We start from the raw sequence: 19,749 nt of genomic DNA, 5'->3' as shown, positions 1-19,749 counted from the left end.
GTGTGTGTTATTCCTCCACCAATTCACTTTCAAAATACTTTCCTAACTTAATTTGGTCTTTGTAACGCAGTCGCTCTAGCACGACTTGCTCGTACTGTAGCTTTTCCTCCCTCGGCTTCTTTCACATCTTTCTTAGCACATAAACTACCAAACATCATTCCAACAAGTGTATGGACGATCGTTCCAGCTGCACCCGCTAAGGCTGCTTCTGGTGAAAAATGCGTTAAACCTAAACTTGCGGATAGTCCTGTATTTTGTGCCGCAACTTCAATCGCACACGTACGTTTTGTTATCGCAGAAGCATTGAATAACCCATAGATAAAGTAAACAATTGCATAAGCTAATAAATGATGAACTAATACTGCTAGGACAACCGTTAGACCACCGGTTAGTAAATTCTCACGGTTCACTGATACTGTTCCAGCGAGAACTAACAGTACCGCCATCGATGAGAATGATGGCATCGCTGTCTTGATCTTTTCTGACTTGTCCCCTAAGAGATGAGACACAACTAATCCTAAGACAATTGGCACTAAGACGATTTGTGTGATGGATAAGAACATTGGCCAAAAAGAAATTTCAATAAATGCTCCGCCATAAGTCGCGATCAGAAGTGGTGTAACGAATGGGGATAATAATGTAGACACCGTTGTAGCACTCACTGAAAGTGGCACATTCCCATTAGCTAAGAGAGCCATAATGTTCGATGCGGTCCCTCCAGGAACTGATCCAACTATGATTAAACCTAAAGCCACATCACCTGATAGACCGAATAATTTCGCAATTGCAAAAGCGCTCAGTGGCATAAATAAGTATTGGATGGCAGAAACCATAATCACGCTCGTTGGGTTTTTAAGAACATGAGAAAAGTCAGATGCTTTCAATGTCAAGCCCATGGTGAACATAATGATTTGAAGTAATACACTCACATAACCACTTAAAGGTGTGAAAAAACTTGGGAACATTAAGGCTAATAAAGCCGTTAATACTACGAACATTGACAGGTTACTTGTAAAAGCGCTATTAAATTGTTTAAATAAATTCATGGATGAATCCTCCTATTGTTTTCTGTGTAATTTGATAAATATGGACGTCGCTTTCAATGTCACTCATCGTTTTACCACTCCTTTGAATAATAAAAACCCCCACTCTAGATTACTAGAATGGGGGTTTGTTATCTGTTCCCATTCATTCAAGACGAATAGGACTTTTTAAACTGATTATAAAATCAATTTAACAAGTCCGGTCTTTGAATGACAATAATAATATTGTTGAAATGGGTAAACATAAGATAACCTCTTTTATCATTTATTTTTAATGTGATTATAATATAACTCACTTAGATTCTAATTGCAAGGAATTTAATACTTTAAATTGAAATTAAATCATTAAGTCATTCTTTTCAAAATCTTCACGGCGGCGAGTGGCTTCAATAAAGACTTCTTCTAATTCACGTTTATTATTCGTTAAGAGCGATTCTTTAATTTTTGTCATTTCTGCTTCAAATTCGCTAATAACTTGAACAAGCACATCCTTATTATTTAACATCAATTCTGACCACAGATTCTCATTTAGTTTCGCAATTCGAGTTAAATCTCGGTAACTGTCACCGATGAATTGAACCGTATTACGTTCAGGTTGATCACTATTAATTAACGCCGCTGCAATACAATGGCATAATTGGCTCGTATAAGCGATTAATTCGTCATGAACGATTGGCGTTACTTGGGTTAATCTTTGGAAGCCAATTTTCTTAAGAAGGGCTTTAAATACTTCCAGGTTCTCTGACTTATTCGAAGCGAGTGGTGTTAATATATAATTCGCTCCTATAAAGGCTGTGTGGTCTGAGTATTCAAAGCCTTGTGATTCTCGCCCTGCCATTGGGTGTCCAAAGATAAAGTCGACTTGTTTAGGTAAAATTGGCAAGATACTGTCAATCACATATTGTTTAATCCCTGTCGTTTCAGTTAGGATGGCACCCTCTTTGAAAGCGTCTGAGTTTTGTAGGATAAATTCTTTAATATTCTCAGGGTATAGGGCAATAATAACGATATCAGCACGTTGTAGAATCGTTTCATTCTCAACTTCACCTTCTGCAATCACACCGGCTTCCAGGGCTTTGTCGAGTGTCGCTTGGTTTCTATCAATTCCCATCACATAATAATTCGAACTATCCGAAGCCTTAAATGCTTTCGCAAAGGAACCTCCGATGACACCTAAACCAACAATTGCAATCTTTTGCATTTTTATCCCCTTCCTAAACGTCTAAATAAATACTTTTTGACACTTGATCATATTGCCCCATGATTTGAAGGTATTCTGATACTTGATATAAAGTCTGAATCAATATGTTCACGGGTGAACTCATCTCTTTAATCGACACTTCTATAAAGAATCCATAAGTAAATGGCTGATTCTCAATCGGTCTGGCGCTTAAGTTTTGTAAGTTGCAATTGAAAATATCAAATACTTGAAGCAACTTAGATAAAGCACCCGATTCGTGACGAGTCTCAACATATAGACTTAAGCAAGTCCCGGTATATTCTCTTTCTTGAATCTTTTCAATCACATAGAAACGGGTCGTGTTTGTTGATTCGTCTTGCACATTCTCCATTAATGGAACTAAATGATGTAACTCCCCTGCTCGAGGACTCGCAATTGCAGCAATATCCCGTCGATTTAAAGATTGAATATATGACGCAGCTTTGGCAGTGTCTTCATATACCTTGCTTTCAATCAGTGGATACGAATTAAAGAACACCTGACATTGCGACAAGGCTTCAGGATGTGAATATACCATCTGAATGTCTTCTAAGCGACTTCCTTCCACTCCCCATAAAGTATGTCGAACAGGTTGGTAAGCCTCTGCAATCGCCATGACAGGCTTATAACGCAGTAAATCTGTGACACGAGCAATGATGCCGGTCGTTGAGTTCTCAACTGGGACGACAATTAAATCCAACTTGTCATCTAATAAATCATTCACGACCGATTTAAAATCTCCATAAGGTACTGGTATGGCCTCTGTCGTTGTATCAGTCAATGTCTTTATATAATCTTGTAACGTTGCCTCACTATAAGAACCGGCAATACCTTGATATCCTATACGCATCCAAATTCCCCCAAAAATAAAAATCCACAGTCACTCAGATTGCTCTGATGAGTGACTGTGGGTTTATTGTATTCAATGTCACTTTCCATTAACTATTGCTAATATTGTAATCGAAATTAGCATTAAATGAAAGGTTACATTCAATCTTTATATATTAAGTATTAAATTGGCTTTGATATAAGTCATAGTAGAAGCCTTTTTGTTTTAATAATTGCTCATGGTTACCATGTTCAATGATTTGACCATCTTTCATCACTAAGATACGATCGGCATCTTGGATGGTTGAAAGGCGGTGGGCAATAACGAAACTCGTACGCCCTTCCATCAAGCGTTCCATCGCTTTTTGAATCAACTGCTCTAGTCGAGTATCCACCGAACTTGTCGCCTCGTCTAGAATCAAGATTTTAGGATCAGATAATAAAGCACGTGCAATCGTTAGTAATTGTTTTTGACCGAGAGAAATGTTACTCGACTCTTGGTTCATACGATTCTCATAACCACCTGGTAACGTACGGATAAAATGATCTACGTTAGCCGCTTTGGCAGCTTCAACAATTTGCTCGTCTGTCGCATCTAAATTACCGAAACGTAAATTTTCTTTAATCGTTCCTTCGAACAACCAAGCATCTTGTAATACCATCCCGAATTGCTCGCGATATTTTTGTCTTGAAACGGCTCGGTTGTCTACGCCGTCCAATCGAATCGACCCTTTATCCACATCATAAAAGCGCATCAGTAAGTTAATCATCGTTGTCTTACCTGCACCTGTTGGACCAACAATCGCAATCGTTTCACCCGGTTTAACCTTTACAGAGAAATCTCTAATTAATGGTTTTGTTGGAGTGTATTGGAAAGAAACATCATCGAAAGTCACTTGCCCTGTAACAGGTGAAGGTATTTCTTCCGTTACTTCGTTCAATTCTTCTTCTTGGTCTAATACTTCCCAAATACGTTGCGTTGCAGCAACAGCCGCTTGTAATAACCCCGTAATTTGAGTCACCATTTGAATCGGTTGGTTAATTTGCCATACATATTGAGTAAAGGCTTGTAAGTTACCAACTGTTAGGCGTCCTGCAATCGTGAACATACCACCGACCACCGCAACAACTAAGTAAGCTAAGTGAGATACGACGGATACTAAGGGCATCATTAAACTTGATAAGAAGCTTGCTTTAAAGCCGATATCTGCTAACTCTCCCGTAATCGTACGGAACTCCTCTACAGAACTATCTTCACGCCCATATAAACGAATAATATTAAACCCAGTAAAGTTCTCTTGAACGAAACCGTTCATTCTACCTAAGACATCCGCTTGTTTCTTGAAGTGTTGTTGAGAAATCTTCACTACACTTTGAGCAACAAAGTAAGATATCGGCATACTAATAAAGACAATGAGCGCTAATTGCCAATTCAAAGTCAACATCATAATCGTGACAAAGATAATCGAAAAGAATGCCGTTGTCACTTGAATTATTCCTTGTTGCAGTGAGTTGGAAACTGTCTCAACGTCACTAGTAATACGTCCTAAGATATCTCCAAATTGGTTACGGTCAAAATAAGCCACGGGGAGACGGTGAATCTTACGGATGATATCATCACGTAAATCACGGGTCATGTTCTGAACCGCAATTGTAATGTAGACGTTCGATCCATAATTTGTCCCTTGAACTATGAATCCACGAATGACATAAACAATTAGAATGGTAATAATATATTCATAATTGATTGCCGCTCCTTCAGCTCCACGGGCGATATCCACGACGTTTTGAGTAATTTCCGTAATAGCTAATCCTAATACGAACGGCTCAACCACTGTCATTAAAACGTTAATGATTAAGAGTGCGAGGGCTAGGATTAGTTGTTTATTATATGTTTTTAAGTATTTCCATAAGTTTCCAAATGTTTTTATTTCTTTCATCTAGCTCACTCCTTTACTCTTCTATGGTTGGATTTTTCATTTGTGAATTTGCAATATCACGGTAAATCTCATTCTCAACCATTAATTCTTCATGCGTTCCGCGTCCGATAATCTCACCTTCGTTTAAAACGATGATTTGATCAGCGTTCATAATTGAGCTTACACGTTGAGCAACGACTAATACCGTTGAATTTGTTGTCACTTCTTTCAAGCGACGACGTAATTCCGCGTCAGTCTTATAATCCAGTGCAGAGAAACTATCATCAAAGATATATACATCGGGCTGTTTCACAACTGCACGCGCAATCGATAGTCGTTGCTTTTGTCCACCAGATAAGTTTGTTCCACCTTCAGCTAAGAATGAGTGGTAACGTTCTTGAGTCTTATGGATAAAGTCACTTGCTTGCGCCACATCACTGGCACGTTCTAATTCGTTTTCCGTTGCATTGTATTTCCCGTAACGTAAGTTTTCTCCAATCGTTCCAGTGAATAACAATGCTTTCTGAGGAATGAAACCAATCTTTTGACGTAAAGCTTTTAAGTTATAATCACGTACATCCACACCATCGATTATGATACGTCCTAAAGTAACATCGAAGAAACGCGGAATAAGTTGAACTAAAGTCGACTTACCACTTCCGGTACTTCCGATAAAGGCAACCATTTCTCCAGGTTTCGCTTCAAAACTAATATTATGAAGGACTGGATTCTCAGTTTCTCCTGGATAAGCGAATGTCACATTATCAAAAGTTACGTAACCATGTGTTTCAGTTTGAGTTATACCGTCTTCATTCACAGAGATCGAAATCTCGGTATTCATTATTTCCTGTAAACGATTCGAAGAAACGTTCATTCTTGGATACATAATGAATAATTGTGAGAACATCATCACTGAAAATAAAGCGTGAAAGGCATATTCCACAAAAGCAACCAAGTTACCTACTTGTAATTCTCCAACTGCTAAAGGTTGTAGCGATAGTCCCATAATAAGAACAATCATCCAAACGAGGATATGCATGAAGATTGGGTTTGCTGCTGCCATTAATTTGAATAAACGCGTGGCGATATTTGAATAATGACGACTTTCTTTATTGAAACGATCTTCTTGATACTTCTCACGAGCAAAAGAACGAATCACACGTAGTCCTGTTAAATTCTCTCTCGCATATTGGTTAATTGTATCTAGAGACGTTTGTTGCGCTTCAGATAACGGTCTAGATTTCTTAGCAATGACATAAATCGCAACTAACAGAAACGGCATTGACGCAGCTACAATCCAAGCCAATGACGGACTGGTTATAATGATCATCACAATACTTCCGAAGAACATTAACGGTGTATTCACACCTAAACGCAGTGACATCTCAGCGAACTGCATTAACACGAACGCATCGTTTGTTACACGCGTTACTAAAGATGGAACACCAATCTTTTCAAATTCTTCATGTGAGAACTTTTGCGTATAATCGAAGATGTCATTACGCATATCTCGGATCATAATATTGGTTAATTTACTTGAGGCATAGGATAATAGAATACGTCCAAGTGCACCCAATATAATAATCCCTAACATCACCATAGCTAGGGTAAATAATAAACTTTGATCCCCTGGAATAATTGCTTGGTCAATCATAATTGATAGCACTGTAGGTAAGCCTAAGTTTACTAATACAAAAAAAAGGCTTCCGAACACATCTAATGCAAGCAGTCCGGGATAATTCTTAATATAACGCCAAATATAATTCATATGATTCCTCCTTTGTCTAAGTTCTATCTTAAACATCCGTATTTATTATGGCAATAAATACAGATGTAAAATTTCATTTTTTTGGTATTTTTAACAATAAAAAAGGAGTCTCATTACTGAGACTCAAATCTTAGATTAAGCTAAAGCTGCTTTTGCTTGCTCTACTAAAGCTGAGAAAGCTGCTTCATCGTTAACTGCTAAGTCAGCTAACATTTTACGGTTCATTTCGATACCTGCTTTTTTTAGACCATTCATTAATACACTATAGCTCATTCCGTTCATACGAGCTGCTGCGTTAATACGCGTAATCCATAAACGACGGAAGTTGCGTTTTTTCTGACGACGGTCACGGTAAGCGTAAGTATGAGATTTCATGACTTGTTGTTTAGCCATCTTGAATGAAATACTTTTTGCTCCGTAATAACCTTTTGCTAATTTAATTGTACGTTTACGACGTTGACGAGTAACGTATCCACCTTTAACACGTGCCATTGTGAATTCCTCCTTTTAGTTCGTTGATATTATAGTTGTGAAATTTGTTGTTTGATGCGTTTGAAATCTGAACTAGATACTAACGCTGCTTTACGTAATTGACGACGTTGTTTCTTAGTTTTACCGTGGAAACGGTGAGAAGTAAAGGCTCTAGAGCGTTTTAATTTCCCTGAACCTGTCTTTTTAACACGCTTTGCTAATCCACGATGTGTTTTTTGTTTTGGCATGATAAATCCTCCTATGTTTTAAATAATAATGTTCTATTCTTCGCTACTTATTGGAGCAAGAATTGCGAACATGCTACGCCCATCCATTTTAGGTTTTGTTTCAACAGTTGAAACTGCATTCGCGTCATCAAGGAAATCCATGATAACGTCGCGTCCTAAGTCTTTATGTGTAATTGCACGGCCGCGGAAACGAATTGAAACTTTAACTTTGTCTCCTTTTTCAAGGAATTTAATTGCTTGACGTAATTTTGTTTGGTAGTCATGGTCTTCAATCCCTGGGCTTAAACGAATTTCTTTTAAGCTGACAGTTTTTTGATTCTTACGTTGCTCTTTCTCTCTCTTCTGTTGCTCATAACGATATTTACCGTAATCCATGATTCGAGCGACAGGGGGTTTTGCGTTAGGAGACACAAGCACTAAATCTAATTCAAACGACTCGGCAATAGTGAGAGCATCCTGAAGAGACTTAACGCCAATCTGTTCGCCTTGATCTCCAATAACACGTACCTCACGTGCACGAATGCCATCATTGATAGGTAATTCTTTTATGATCTCCACCTCCATGTATTTTGAGAAACAAGTAACAATAAAAAAGCAAGTTTATAAAATAAATATAAACTCGCCGTTAAATATAGACACACCACTCCTAGTGGCAGACTATGTATTTGCCAAATTCACTTTGGCGAGAAACGGCTCGTTTCTACTTGTTTTCTCAACTAACACATAGTACCACATAGATTATCGAAGTGCAATGTTTTTTTAAATTTATTTTGTTTTTTCTGTTAATTGTTGTATTGGCATGATAACTGCCAGGAAAATGTACCCCGTTTGTGTCCAAAGGATTGATACATCCATTAATCCATGGACGATCACAGTCACGAGCATCGTTGAAATTAAAGCAAATTCCTTACGGTACTCCATCTGCTTCGCTAATCTGACTATAGACTTTAAGTAATCCTTCATCATAAAGCCTAAGATAATGACCCCAATAACACCGTAATCAGCTAAGGTATTAATCCCTAACTGATGTGCATGCATATCTGCTTTGTCAGTATATAAGTAATATAAATTCATATAACTCATGGCCCCACGACCAAACAGCGGATTACTCATAAAAATCTGCCAACCAACATCCCATAGCGCAAACCGATCCTGAAAAGCGTAAGCAATCGAGCTAAACCTAGGGATTAAGTCTGGATTGACGAATAAAGCAATCCCTCCAACTGCTGCCAGTCCCAACATATACCATACATATGACCGCTTCGTCCAAAAGACAAACCAAACAATCGCCACCGCGACTGTAGGGAGCACCATCCGCGAAGCCGTTAGTAAGATACTCATGATATTCAGGACAAATGAAAGATAATAGTAGGCTTTAAATCTCTTAGCATAATCACTCTTTAATAGTAGATACATACCAATATTAATCGCAAAGATACAATATAAGCCGTAATAATTCGGATTAAAGAAGGTCGACTCTGCCCTCGTCTGAACATTCGCATATTGGAATACATAGAGTAAAGTGTAACCTTCACGGAATACATAAGAGACATAGACAAGGAGTGCATAGATAGCGACAGGAATACTTCCCAGTACGAATATATTCAACGTCTTCAAGTATCTTTCTACTGTGACCCACTTCAAGTAACTACTAAAGTAAATCACAAATAAGAAAAAGACTAAGGTGATTAAAACACCAATGTAGTTTCGATTAATTAATGAAACGATTAGAACATAAAGTATAAATATGCTCAACCATTTGTTTTTAATAAACGTTCGCATTGTTAAACTACGTTTCTGCCATATTAAGTAGGTAATCGCAAGCAATAGTACAACAGCGTGAAGATAAATAGGTAGTAATATGGCAATAGAAACAATATAAAACAAATTTGGCCGAATATATTTTTTCCAAGCCGATTTCATTTCTCATCCCCCTCAATGTGATTATTTACATTATAGTCTACTTTATTACTTTTTAATAATACTAATTCAAGAAAATGCATAAACAAAGTTTGAATTTTGTGTGAAAAGATATGTAATAAAGTAAAAATATTCCAAGGCTATTTGAAATGCGTAAATAGTTCGCTATAATTAATTGGTATTAAATTTGAGGAGGTCATCACTTTGTTCAATAAACGAACAATAAAGTGGCTTACCGTGCTTTCTTTATCAAGCATGTGTTATGCCAATCTATATCCAACTACAGCCCAAGCTGTAAGTAAAACACCTATCTTTAACTCTGACAATGTATTGTTAGAACCTTCAGAACCAGTTGAAATGCCAGAAGATTACCCTAGTGAATTGCAAGAATGGTACGATAGTAATATGGACGCTCGTTCGTATGTCGTGATTGATCAAGCAACAAACAAAATTCTTGCCAATCGTGAAGGGAATGTTCCTTACCCAATTGCTTCAATGACGAAAGTATTATCAATGTACTTAATCTATCAAGCCTTAGATGAAGGGACTTTGAAACTTGACCAAGAGATCGAGATTCCAACAGAAATAGTAGAAGATATCTCATCTAATGTGGAATTATCAAACGTCTGGTTGGTAGAAGGGATTACTTACCCCGTTGAGGATTTAATGTATGCAGTCATGTTACAATCTGCTAATGATGCTACTTCTGCATTAATGTGGGAGATCTACGGTAGCGAACAAGCCGCTGTACAAGCAATGCAAGATCAACTTACCGAGTGGGGAATCACGAATGCTCAGATGTACTCAACTTCAGGTGCTCCAAACATCGAAGTGCCAGAATCATGGTGGATGCCTGGTTCAAACGAAATGAGTGAGAACGTGATGTCAGCCGCTGACGTGGCTCTTGTTGCTCAACATACGATTGAAGAGTATCCACAAATCTTAGATATTTCTTCTACTCGTGAGTATGTCTATATGGAAGGAACTGACGAGCAACAAGTATTATATAACTCTAACCAATTACTTGAAGGTGGTAGTTATGGTCGTTCTGGTATTACTGGCTTGAAGTCTGGTTTCACTGATGCTGCTGGCTTGAACTTTGTGGCAACAGGTAATCAAGCAGACCGTGACTTTATTGCGGTAGCGATGGGAACTTTTGGTGAAGGTATGAGCTCATACTGGGAAATCGAAATCCTGTTAGATGGCTTATTAGATCATCCAGAAGTGGTCGACCTTGACCTACCTACTAACCTCAAAGCACAAGAGCCTGCTGAGGAATTAGTGGAAGAAGCAGCCCAAGAAAATCCAGCGACAGAAGATAGTACCCCAATTGAAAACAACCGTGACAATGCGATTACTAACTTCATGAGAGATATCTTTGGAGTGTTTAATTAATTATATGACTAAAAGAGATGCAATGTTTGCATCTCTTTTTTGTTTCTTGGGGTATAAAAAACACAAGACTATGAAGTGTTTTACTCTTTTTAAAATCTTGTGTTAAAAGCATTTTTTCAGAATTATCGGGAAAGTTAAGGTGGAGATGAGGGGGCTCGTCCATTCCCCTTCACAGCAACGTTTATAGTTAGATAGTAATGGTTTTGGTAATGATTTGTACTAAAATTTCACGCATACGCCTATATTTTATGGAGCTTAACAATTCTTAATAACTTCTAAATTAACCATGTAATTCTTTATTTCTTTTGTTTTTTGCTATGTATAAATCATCGAAGGACTTAATATTCATTTCATAAACTTTTATTATGTATTCTTTTATAATATCTAGCAATTTAGTTAAAAATGATTGTATCTCTTCTTCATCATTAAAGAAATCATTAAGATCTTTCCCATTATGCACTACCTCAGTACGATATACCTTACTCAATTCTTTAAAATAGTCGGCAAGTTTATCATAATCTTGTCTATCTTTGGCAATAATATGTTGAATAATTATTCTGACTTCTTTAAATCCTCTATACTCTTTGTAGGCTAATGCTTCAATAGTCGTCATTAAATAGATAAATATTGATGAATAGTTATTAAAATAAAATGACTCATTTATTCTTCTTATAGCACTTCTTAAAGACAAGTACATTTCATCTGAACGATTGGAAGTAATTACTTGGTATTCTATATCACTCGTTTTATTATTTAGATCTTCTTTTTCATACTGGCTTCCAATACCTACTGAATACTGAGTTGCAATATCACCCATTAAATGATACCAATTATCATCTTCATGGTTATAAACAAATGCTTCCATTATAGGCGTTTCACCTTGAATAGAATAAATTGGTATACCCGGTAACCCAGGTAGATGACTTAAGCTCCTATAATCAATATCTTTCATGCGAAAATAATCAATTTCCTTATTAACTTGATCGGAAATAAGTTTAATTAAATAATTTTTATAGTTGATAGATGTAGCTTCTTTTTGATTAAATCTAAGGTGGTCTTTATTAGTAAAAAATATGGCATAACTCGATGCATAAATCTCAAATCTATTATATATTTTTTTATGCTGACTATAAAATTTCATAGTTAACTCATCTAACATTTCTCTTTCCCATTTGTTAATGGTATCAGAATAAATGTTTATTTTCCCAAGATAATCATCCATTGTAGACATTATAAAAGTATTATTGATTTTAAAGCATTCGTGTAAAAACAAATTTTGTATTTCAACTATATAAATCTCATAGTCTTGAAAGTTCATTATATATCATTCCTTTGATAAATTCTTAATTTAATTAGATTTCCTTTATGTCAAGCATTATATAGCTAATCTTGAAAATCCATGATAGAAAAATTTGTACCTCTCAAAAACTAGAATTTCTATCCTGATATGTTTCCCATAAAAAATACACTATTGTTACCGAAGTGCCTACTGCTAACCTTGCATATCTTGGTGGGAGAGAGACAAAAGTACTTGACTTGCCATGTCCGTCACCAAATAAATTTCTAAGCTCCGCCATACTTTGTGGAACAGCCCCTAAATTACCTAAAATTTTTGCAGAGATTTTCCCCGCTTCATTTTCCTTATTTTGATCATTCGCAGATAAACCTAATTTTTCCATTACTAATCTTAATAGTGGAGCAAATTTCATTGTTTCATCGTACTCCACATCTAACTCCTTTAGAATCGTCTTTGCACATGATTCTAATAATTCTTTTGATTTCCCAATTGAAATATTTGGATTTTTTTCTATATTTTCTAACATTATGGATACTTGAGAATCTATATACTCTGAGCTAAATTTAGTTTTTATTTGTTCACTGTAATTTGCTATTAATTCCGAATTTTTAATCGACTCGATGGTAAATACAGCTCTGCCACTTATTTCTTCAGTAGCTATTAAATGTAATTTATCAAATTCTAGTACTTCATTGATCTTGTCAAAATATTCTTTCCAATTTGAATCATTATCTCTAACTATAGGATGAAATATTTGTTCAACAAATTTAGTGAATAAATCATCATTGTGTAGAAGGTTTAACCTTTTATCATAAAAAACCCAGTCTATATCCCAATCATCGTTGTTAATTGTATGTTGCCAGATGTCTTGTGACATGGTTTTAAATCTACTGTCCTCTGAAGGAAGATCATTCAAATTTACAAGTTGATTTAAAAAGCTAGTTTCATCAAATCTCCCAGCATAGTCAAACTCTCCTTCGTATAATCCTTCACTCAATAAATCTACAATATCTCTTTTAGAAATTTCAGATATATTCATTATATCCCCCTGGTTATGTTTTATCGCTACTTAAATTAAATCTTCGTCTTTTTATTGTGTAACTTTAGATTTGACAATTATTAATTAAGATAAAATAATTTTTCTTGTTAATCTTTGCAGCAAGTTTTGTTGTGGTATTTTTCCATAGCTAAATTCTTCATTTTGCAACTGTTTCAAAATTTCTATAAAGTCACTATCTTGAAGAGGTATAATCAGATTTTTATTATCCTTATAATAATCTGAACATCTTTTAATTAATGACTCTTCATCATCACTTTTTCTAAACACTAGAAACCCCATTTTACCTCGATTTATTGAAAACCTCCCATTTAGTTGATCAAAATCGGGATTAGATAAAGTTTTATTGTAGTTCTTACATTCTACGAAAATATAACTAGATGGAATATCTTTTACTGTTGATAAATTGAAAAAGTATCCATCTTCAGCTGCATTATCATAAACTAAGTCAATTCTCTTTCTCCCAGAATTTATCTCCTGTTCTTTTACAGGATTAATCAAGTCAGGGCAAAATAAAAACGTCATTGTGGCAATTACGTGGTCGTGATATTCATTTGCTTGCGCAGCACCTGGATTGATATTTTGGAACCCTGAAATTAATTTATCAATGATTGCCAAGTAAAATTCATAGCTATATTCATCCAATATTACTTCGTTAGAAAGTGTTTCAATATTTTTACTTGCTATATTTTTAAAATCTTCATAAAACTCTGGGTGTTCTATAGTAAAATTCCTTAAGAACTCTTTTTTATAGGCTCCATATTTTTTTGCTGTCTCTTCTTTATTTACTGATTTTCGTTTCTCTCCGTTCTTTAAAGTTTTTGTTCTGACTAAACTAGTATTAAGCCTTAACTCTTCCGTTACCAAGAAGTTTAAAACATGATGTCTAGCATACATTGAAGAATCATAATAATATGCCTGTTTCCTGATAACAATGGATTTAGGAACAAGTAATACTGGCTCGTCTTCTATTACCAGCATATCTTCATATGTACTAATCCAACTTCTTGTAATAGTATCCCAATATTCTCTAGTTGGCACACCTTTCGTCAATTTTAAACCATGTAACTTACATTGGTTTTGTGTATATTTGATTAAAGGTTTCCTAATTACATTAGTTGTTAAATCAGATATTTTATCATGTGAAATGTTATCAACGAAAATTTTCATATCATTAACGTGATTAACTAATCCTGACTCAACTACTCTACTATTAAGGATATATTCGAATAATTTTGTTGCATCATTATCTCCTAAACTCTTACCTTTGGTACCTGATTTTGATAGTCCTAAACATGTTTCTTTTGGCTCAGTAAATTTAAAATTTCTACGTGCTTCTTCCTTATGGTTAGTTTCAAATAAATGCAATATAAATTGAAAATAATTTTCTAAGGTTCTATGAGCATCTACGGACCATCTGTCATTTCTTAGTGATAAAAAATAAGGATCTAAAAATAACGGCGTATCATTAGAGGTATCGATATCTACAAAATCAAGTTCATGTTGTGACTTATTCAAATTAAATATCTCACTTATTTTCATTCTATCGCTTCCTTTGACAAGTTTTTTTACTGATAGTATTTTCTAAACGACAATAAAACCTAATGTGTCTACTACTATATAATTTATGTATCAATACCTACTCTAAAGTTTTTATATATGTGCTAATACAGGAGCTATTGATTAAGTCTATAAAAATATGTAAATAAAAAGTACTTGCATTAAAAACATTAGTTTATTTAATCTTCAGATTCAAAATCATCATAATTAATCTGATAGACCGTGTACTCTTGTGCCTTTCCTACGCCAACTTTATATTCAAGCATTAATTGAGTTAGTTGAATACCATCAATTAATACAATACCTTGTTTTTTTGCAAATTCTTCAGCTGCTTTTGAGAAACTTGAAGTTGTTATAAACACGCCTCTATCTGCGTTAACACTAGCAAGCGCATCATAAAAGCCTTGAATGGCCGGGCGTCCGACTGCATTTTTCAGCATATCTTTTCACTTGCAAATAAACTCTACTCGTACCTAAAGGGTCTTGGTTGATGATTCCATCGATTCCCCCATCATTTGACTGAGTTGTCACATGCACATTCCCATTATTTCCGCTATATCCCATAGTGTTTAGTAATTTTATAACTAATTTCTCAAAGAAAATCGGATCAGTTTCCCGTAATTTATTTAATAACTCTATTTCTACTTCGTTATTTCTTTTATTGATTAATCTCTCCACAGTTTCTTGAGGATCTTCTTGTTCTTCCAAATTATTCATATTTAAATTGCCTTGCAATATATCTTCAGAATCTTTATCTGATTTTATATTTCTTGATTCGAGTTCTTTCATGTACGCAACGTACTCGGTTTGTTCTTGAAGTATGTCCGTAGTTAATTGATCGCCATATTCGTTTAGTAATGAAAGTCCATCGTCAGTTATTTTATAAACGGCTCTTTTTGTTCGTATAATTGCTTTTGCTTTATACAAATCAGCCAATGCAAAGCCTATACGATTATATAAAATAGATTGAGATTTCTCACTATTATCGTATTCTATACCCCTCATTTCTTCAGGGATATCTAAGTATTCTAATATACGTTTTACAATAACACCCTTGTTGTTTCCTCACCATTCTTTATAACTTCTAACACATAAGGAATAAAGGAATCCCAAGTAGGTATGCCACTAGCCGACTTTTTTAAATTGTTCCAATCTTTATTCAATTATTAAGCCCCCCTATAAATATATAGAAGAAAAGCCATACAAAACCGTATGGCTCACTGATTTTAAGGTTATTTAAATACTTCATCTAGTTTTTCTTCTAATGTTCCCGCTTCTGCATATGGATAAGCATCCAATTGTGCAAAGTTCTTTTGGCTAATACCTTCAGTTAATTCACTAAAGATAAAACTCGTCGCAATTCTGTAAATGATTTCTGTAGGAGCTAACCCATACACTTGATTCTCAAGTATATGTTTCAATCGCTCATGATCGTTTGGTATCTCAGACTTGATTATTTCGCTGTTATACAATCTTTTAACGACTTCAGTGATATATAAACCCGACTTCATATAAAGATCAATAAAGGTCTTAGATGAATCATTATAAATGCCTGGATTTTCATCTTCTAATTGTTGTACCATCTTTTGAACAACCCATTTAGGCGTATAAATCTGGTTGGTATTTTGAGGTGGAATATAGTCATAAATATTCTCTTCGGTCTCTTCAAAGTAACCTGCTATTTAGAATTTTTGTTGAAAATTATTAAATAAAGTAATCTAATAAAACATATACACTTATAACTTGATTCTAAAAAATTATAAAAACCCTATCCGTAGAAATCGTTTACATTATTTATCTATAAATTTTCAGTTGTTTTTTTATGTTAAACAGAATAAATTAACAAACACTATAATTTAAATTATTGTTTAACGGTAAGTAGATGTAGTATTTAAGCCAAAGAGCCTTTCGGATTTTTTAAAGGCTCTTTGCACATTAAAATTTACTAACCATTTATACTTACGTGAGTATCTTATATTGATTCAATCGTGTAGCCAGCCATGTCTAATTCAATATCTAGCCCTTTTTCTTCGTGTTCTGGTCTTAAGTAACCTACAATTTTTCCCTCTTGGTTTTTCACTACTGCTACCGTCTCTTCAGTCTTTTCTTTATCTATTTTATTATTCATTTTATTACCTCCCTTGATATATTCATATTATAACATCATAAGTCTGTATATTTACTCTTATTTCCTTTGCTTTTCTTAACAGGATATTTTATTTCATTTTTCTTTAGTTTGTTATTAATAATTTCTTCAATATCCACTTTAAGATCAGACGCTAGCATAATAGAATAAATCAAAACATCTGCTAATTCGTCTTCTAATCCCGCTTGCTTTTTTTGGATAGTTTCATTACTAGAACTCCATTGAAATAACTCGAGTAATTCTGATGCCTCAAGAGAAATAGAAATTGCTAAGTCTTTTTCATTATGAAATTGTCTCCAATCTCTCTCATCTCTAAAGTCATTAACTTTTTTTATCAGTTCATCCAATTTTTATCTCACCTTTCTGAGCTTTTAATAAAGCTTCTTGCAATTGATCATCTACCGCATATAAAAATAATCCGTGTATTCCTCTTGTTAATAATACATTCAATTCATTTTTTAATAAGAAGTCCGATAAATACTCCTTACTCCCATCTTTTAGAGTTCTACGTTGCTTTGCTTTCCTATTTTCGCTCTCTTCTTTATCAAACACGATTTTGCCATTCCTGTATTTTACAGATGGTCCGATTACTACTCCTACATAATTTAAATCAAATCCTTGTACTGTATAAGTAGATCCTGCTTCATTAATAGTATGTGGCTGTTCTGCCCAAGATACATCTTTATATTTAACACTTTTATTTTTTGGTTTTAATTGATAGTTCCAAGGAATTTTAAAATCATTATCCTTTACCATCCAATATTCTTCATTTTCTGGTTTACGTTTATCTACATATTTCCAGTCAAATGTTGCCACTACTCTTGAAATTCCTTTTTCTTGATTCTTTGATTTCTCTTTAATCGCATTATGCATTTTTTCTGCATCATCAAATATTTTAATTTCATAACCCTTATCATCATTCGGAATATTTAATACTATCTGATTATCAACTAAATTTCTGATCCAATCGATTGTTTGTTCTTCAGCATCTATTCTCATTTGATTGGTTAAGAATATATAGTTGTCATTTTTTTTAGACATTGCTTTAATTTTTTCAAGTTCATCTTCTTCCCAATACTGTTCTGTTGTTAAAATTTGATTCACGTCAAATACTGCTATCACTACCTTGGCTCTTTCTAAAAGATCATGTAGCTGATTTTTCCCTCGATAAGCTTGTTTTCCTTGTGTCCACAACAAATGAGCTTCATCAATAATAACAACGTCTACTGGATCTTCATTGGTTATATTATTAATAAAGCGAGTTGGTTTCAATACAGCTTCTAAATTATTTTTTGAGGTCAATCCTAATTTTTCTGCAATTTGTTTATAAACAGTTAGTTGAGCATCATGGTTAACAATCATATGAACTTTTAATTCCTTTTTACTTTCCACTTCCCTAGCTAATTCTTTTTTTAAATCATAAAATAAACTACTCATTAATACAGTTTTACCTGATCCAGCTTCCCCTGCAACTAAAATTAGTTCTCCCACTTTATCACTTTCTAAAGAATTAATTACTTTAGTATAAATTTTATCTTTTGCATCTATCTGTTCACGTGTTAATTTATGGAAAGGTGAAGCTTTAAACAAAGCCGAGTCTTCAATGATGCTTTTTAAAGGGAAAAGTATTTTATTTTTTTTCCTTAATTCTTGCCACACCTTAGAAAATATCTCTTCAAAATATTCTGAAGTATAATATTTATTTTGCTGGTTTGTACGTCTATTATAAACTGTATCAACTTGGTCAACAGTGGATAAATAATGCATTAATTTGTTTTCAATATCTAAAGTTAAAGATTTATTAAAATATTCATGTCCGATTACAAACATTGAGGCTGAATTAGTAGTAGGTAATCTAGATAATTCCCTATTAATATCATTTGTAAGTAAATGTTGATTAGTCCTAGCTTTAATATTAGAAGTTTCACCGATATACACATTATATGTATTTTCTCTTGCTTCGTTATTAATGATATATACTGTAGGGTAGTCCAATAAGTATTTTCTACTTTTTTTCTTAAAATTAACTGCACTTTCACTAAACTTTTTTAATCCATCTACTGTATAATCTATTTCATGTATCACAGGTTTAGATATCTTTACCATGATTTACTTTCACTCCATTATCTTACTATCAAAAATTATACTTTTTTATTTGTATGTCTTCTCATTATAGTTAAATATCTATTTCTTTATTTATACTTGGCCGAATAAATTTTTTCGTACCAACCGCTAATTAAATTAATTTAAATCTTTTAATGATTACGGAATGAATAACCATGATTAATATAGCTATCTGTGTCCCATTTTATATTCTTACCAGTGGTATGATCCTTAAGCAGTAAACTTAATAGAGATTCATTTTCTCTTAAAATAGCTGAGTCATTTAAATCTGAGAGCGATAAGTTATTATTTTCTTTCAAGAAGCCACCTCCTTTGTTTTTAATTAGTAATTATATTTGCTACAACTGTTAAACGATTTTTACCGCATTGTTGCTTAAGTATTGTGGTAAAATCATCATTTTTTATTAATTTTCGTTGGTTATTTTTATAAATCATGATTATATTTTCTTCTAACTCTTCATCTGTTAGATTATCTACCAATATTCATCAACTATTTTATTAATAACAGCTGCAACTTCCCGTTGGGTTCGGTAAAATTTCTTCACTTTCACAGAAACACCTCTATATTATTAAATTCTTACTTTAATTATACTTTAGATACGTATAGTAATCTATTAATTTTTAAGAATTTGATTTGTCAAATTAAGCTAGACAAAACTGCTTCATCTAAGTAACTCAAAAATACTTCCAACGGTGTTCGGTAGTGTAAGGATTTCCGTGGAATCGTGTTCCGTTTGTGTGCAATCGATGACAC

The 19,749-nt window shown here is 34.1% G+C and carries 21 protein-coding genes and 2 pseudogenes; 1 reads left to right on the top strand and 22 read right to left on the bottom strand.

Translation table 11 applies throughout. From position 1 onward, the window contains the following. Window positions 1-47: 47 nt before the first annotated feature. The 9 genes from ACEN33_RS02380 to ACEN33_RS02340 form a co-directional block, all read right to left on the bottom strand. On the bottom strand, window positions 48-1,046 hold the full coding sequence (locus tag ACEN33_RS02380) for a bile acid:sodium symporter family protein (RefSeq protein ID WP_407094469.1): 999 nt from the start codon (window positions 1,044-1,046) through the stop codon (window positions 48-50). Between the two features lie 334 nt (window positions 1,047-1,380). After that, window positions 1,381-2,244 (bottom strand): prephenate dehydrogenase, encoded by an 864-nt coding sequence (locus ACEN33_RS02375; RefSeq protein WP_407094468.1) that lies wholly within the window; start codon window positions 2,242-2,244, stop codon window positions 1,381-1,383. Between the two features lie 13 nt (window positions 2,245-2,257). Continuing rightward, window positions 2,258-3,112, bottom strand: coding sequence for a prephenate dehydratase (locus ACEN33_RS02370; RefSeq protein WP_407094467.1), 855 nt, complete (start codon window positions 3,110-3,112; stop codon window positions 2,258-2,260). A 154-nt stretch (window positions 3,113-3,266) separates the two neighbouring features. Further along, entirely contained in the window at window positions 3,267-5,030 is a 1,764-nt protein-coding gene (locus ACEN33_RS02365; protein WP_407094466.1) for an ABC transporter ATP-binding protein, read from the bottom strand. A gap of 13 nt (window positions 5,031-5,043) precedes the next feature. Continuing rightward, entirely contained in the window at window positions 5,044-6,777 is a 1,734-nt protein-coding gene (locus tag ACEN33_RS02360; RefSeq protein ID WP_407094465.1) for an ABC transporter ATP-binding protein, read from the bottom strand. 135 nt (window positions 6,778-6,912) lie between these two features. After that, window positions 6,913-7,269, bottom strand: a complete 357-nt coding sequence (gene rplT, locus ACEN33_RS02355; protein ID WP_138404823.1) for a 50S ribosomal protein L20 — start codon at window positions 7,267-7,269, stop codon at window positions 6,913-6,915. Between the two features lie 29 nt (window positions 7,270-7,298). After that, window positions 7,299-7,496 carry a 50S ribosomal protein L35 gene (gene rpmI, locus ACEN33_RS02350; protein ID WP_138404822.1) on the bottom strand — a complete coding sequence of 66 codons (198 nt, stop codon included), beginning with the start codon at window positions 7,494-7,496 and terminating at the stop codon, window positions 7,299-7,301. 33 nt (window positions 7,497-7,529) lie between these two features. After that, window positions 7,530-8,060, bottom strand: coding sequence for a translation initiation factor IF-3 (infC, locus tag ACEN33_RS02345; protein WP_407094464.1), 531 nt, complete (start codon window positions 8,058-8,060; stop codon window positions 7,530-7,532). Between the two features lie 201 nt (window positions 8,061-8,261). Then, window positions 8,262-9,419, bottom strand: a complete 1,158-nt coding sequence (locus ACEN33_RS02340; RefSeq protein ID WP_407094463.1) for an O-antigen ligase family protein — start codon at window positions 9,417-9,419, stop codon at window positions 8,262-8,264. A gap of 201 nt (window positions 9,420-9,620) precedes the next feature. Between ACEN33_RS02340 and ACEN33_RS02335 the strand changes: the two genes are divergently transcribed. Further along, window positions 9,621-10,811: a D-alanyl-D-alanine carboxypeptidase family protein gene (locus ACEN33_RS02335; RefSeq protein WP_407094462.1), complete on the top strand. Its 1,191-nt coding sequence runs from the start codon at window positions 9,621-9,623 to the stop codon at window positions 10,809-10,811. A 280-nt stretch (window positions 10,812-11,091) separates the two neighbouring features. On the opposite strand, the gene ACEN33_RS02330 is transcribed toward ACEN33_RS02335, so the two are convergent. The 13 genes and pseudogenes from ACEN33_RS02330 to ACEN33_RS02270 form a co-directional block, all read right to left on the bottom strand. Next, complete coding sequence (locus ACEN33_RS02330; RefSeq protein WP_138405584.1) at window positions 11,092-12,129, bottom strand: hypothetical protein; 1,038 nt, start codon at window positions 12,127-12,129, stop codon at window positions 11,092-11,094. Window positions 12,130-12,232: 103 nt separating this feature from the next. Further along, the gene (locus ACEN33_RS02325) at window positions 12,233-13,147 is read right to left on the bottom strand and encodes an abortive infection family protein (RefSeq protein ID WP_138405585.1); all 915 of its coding nucleotides are present in this window, start codon (window positions 13,145-13,147) and stop codon (window positions 12,233-12,235) included. Window positions 13,148-13,231: 84 nt separating this feature from the next. Continuing rightward, the gene (locus tag ACEN33_RS02320; protein ID WP_407094461.1) at window positions 13,232-14,707 is read right to left on the bottom strand and encodes a hypothetical protein; all 1,476 of its coding nucleotides are present in this window, start codon (window positions 14,705-14,707) and stop codon (window positions 13,232-13,234) included. Between the two features lie 197 nt (window positions 14,708-14,904). Continuing rightward, window positions 14,905-15,165 carry a restriction endonuclease gene (locus ACEN33_RS02315; protein ID WP_268951514.1) on the bottom strand — a complete coding sequence of 87 codons (261 nt, stop codon included), beginning with the start codon at window positions 15,163-15,165 and terminating at the stop codon, window positions 14,905-14,907. Next, window positions 15,119-15,730, bottom strand: a complete 612-nt coding sequence (locus tag ACEN33_RS02310) for a restriction endonuclease (RefSeq protein WP_268951513.1) — start codon at window positions 15,728-15,730, stop codon at window positions 15,119-15,121. Before ACEN33_RS02310 ends, ACEN33_RS02315 begins: the two co-directional genes overlap by 47 nt. A gap of 35 nt (window positions 15,731-15,765) precedes the next feature. Further along, a complete protein-coding gene (locus tag ACEN33_RS02305; RefSeq protein WP_268951512.1) occupies window positions 15,766-15,888 on the bottom strand; it encodes a hypothetical protein in 123 nt (40 codons plus the stop codon). A gap of 69 nt (window positions 15,889-15,957) precedes the next feature. Beyond that, a pseudogene (locus tag ACEN33_RS02300) lies at window positions 15,958-16,407 on the bottom strand (restriction endonuclease); the annotation flags it as partial. Window positions 16,408-16,697: 290 nt separating this feature from the next. Next, window positions 16,698-16,853 (bottom strand): hypothetical protein, encoded by a 156-nt coding sequence (locus tag ACEN33_RS02295; protein ID WP_171031319.1) that lies wholly within the window; start codon window positions 16,851-16,853, stop codon window positions 16,698-16,700. Between the two features lie 35 nt (window positions 16,854-16,888). Then, window positions 16,889-17,218: a nucleotide pyrophosphohydrolase gene (locus ACEN33_RS02290; protein ID WP_138404686.1), complete on the bottom strand. Its 330-nt coding sequence runs from the start codon at window positions 17,216-17,218 to the stop codon at window positions 16,889-16,891. Continuing rightward, entirely contained in the window at window positions 17,211-18,977 is a 1,767-nt protein-coding gene (locus ACEN33_RS02285) for a DUF2075 domain-containing protein (protein ID WP_138404685.1), read from the bottom strand. The genes ACEN33_RS02290 and ACEN33_RS02285 overlap by 8 nt, the downstream gene beginning before the upstream one ends. A gap of 149 nt (window positions 18,978-19,126) precedes the next feature. Beyond that, window positions 19,127-19,294: a hypothetical protein gene (locus ACEN33_RS02280; RefSeq protein ID WP_171031318.1), complete on the bottom strand. Its 168-nt coding sequence runs from the start codon at window positions 19,292-19,294 to the stop codon at window positions 19,127-19,129. 19 nt (window positions 19,295-19,313) lie between these two features. After that, window positions 19,314-19,475 (bottom strand): TIGR04540 family protein, encoded by a 162-nt coding sequence (locus tag ACEN33_RS02275; protein WP_212746678.1) that lies wholly within the window; start codon window positions 19,473-19,475, stop codon window positions 19,314-19,316. 157 nt (window positions 19,476-19,632) lie between these two features. Continuing rightward, a pseudogene (locus tag ACEN33_RS02270) lies at window positions 19,633-19,749 on the bottom strand (IS30 family transposase); the annotation flags it as partial.

The organism is Ruoffia sp. FAM 24228, assembly GCF_045528575.1.
GTDB classification, from domain to species: Bacteria; Bacillota; Bacilli; order Lactobacillales; family Aerococcaceae; genus Ruoffia; species Ruoffia halotolerans.
Note: the sequence above shows the minus strand (reverse complement) of the source record. Positions and strands in the feature narration are given on the sequence as shown.

What these genes read in the sequence shown, in the direction of transcription:
- ACEN33_RS02320 (WP_407094461.1), bottom strand. Translation starts at nt 14,707, where the DNA reads ATGAAAATAAGTGAGATATTTAATTTGAATAAGTCACAACATGAACTT.
- ACEN33_RS02375 (WP_407094468.1), bottom strand. Translation starts at nt 2,244, where the DNA reads ATGCAAAAGATTGCAATTGTTGGTTTAGGTGTCATCGGAGGTTCCTTT.
- ACEN33_RS02295 (WP_171031319.1), bottom strand. Translation starts at nt 16,853, where the DNA reads ATGAATAATAAAATAGATAAAGAAAAGACTGAAGAGACGGTAGCAGTA.
- ACEN33_RS02360 (WP_407094465.1), bottom strand. Translation starts at nt 6,777, where the DNA reads ATGAATTATATTTGGCGTTATATTAAGAATTATCCCGGACTGCTTGCA.
- ACEN33_RS02285 (WP_138404685.1), bottom strand. Translation starts at nt 18,977, where the DNA reads ATGGTAAAGATATCTAAACCTGTGATACATGAAATAGATTATACAGTA.
- ACEN33_RS02340 (WP_407094463.1), bottom strand. Translation starts at nt 9,419, where the DNA reads ATGAAATCGGCTTGGAAAAAATATATTCGGCCAAATTTGTTTTATATT.
- ACEN33_RS02315 (WP_268951514.1), bottom strand. Translation starts at nt 15,165, where the DNA reads ATGCTGAAAAATGCAGTCGGACGCCCGGCCATTCAAGGCTTTTATGAT.
- ACEN33_RS02380 (WP_407094469.1), bottom strand. Translation starts at nt 1,046, where the DNA reads ATGAATTTATTTAAACAATTTAATAGCGCTTTTACAAGTAACCTGTCA.
- infC (WP_407094464.1), bottom strand. Translation starts at nt 8,060, where the DNA reads ATGGAGGTGGAGATCATAAAAGAATTACCTATCAATGATGGCATTCGT.
- ACEN33_RS02330 (WP_138405584.1), bottom strand. Translation starts at nt 12,129, where the DNA reads ATGAACTTTCAAGACTATGAGATTTATATAGTTGAAATACAAAATTTG.
- ACEN33_RS02310 (WP_268951513.1), bottom strand. Translation starts at nt 15,730, where the DNA reads ATGAGGGGTATAGAATACGATAATAGTGAGAAATCTCAATCTATTTTA.
- rpmI (WP_138404822.1), bottom strand. Translation starts at nt 7,496, where the DNA reads ATGCCAAAACAAAAAACACATCGTGGATTAGCAAAGCGTGTTAAAAAG.
- ACEN33_RS02370 (WP_407094467.1), bottom strand. Translation starts at nt 3,112, where the DNA reads ATGCGTATAGGATATCAAGGTATTGCCGGTTCTTATAGTGAGGCAACG.
- ACEN33_RS02325 (WP_138405585.1), bottom strand. Translation starts at nt 13,147, where the DNA reads ATGAATATATCTGAAATTTCTAAAAGAGATATTGTAGATTTATTGAGT.
- ACEN33_RS02365 (WP_407094466.1), bottom strand. Translation starts at nt 5,030, where the DNA reads ATGAAAGAAATAAAAACATTTGGAAACTTATGGAAATACTTAAAAACA.
- rplT (WP_138404823.1), bottom strand. Translation starts at nt 7,269, where the DNA reads ATGGCACGTGTTAAAGGTGGATACGTTACTCGTCAACGTCGTAAACGT.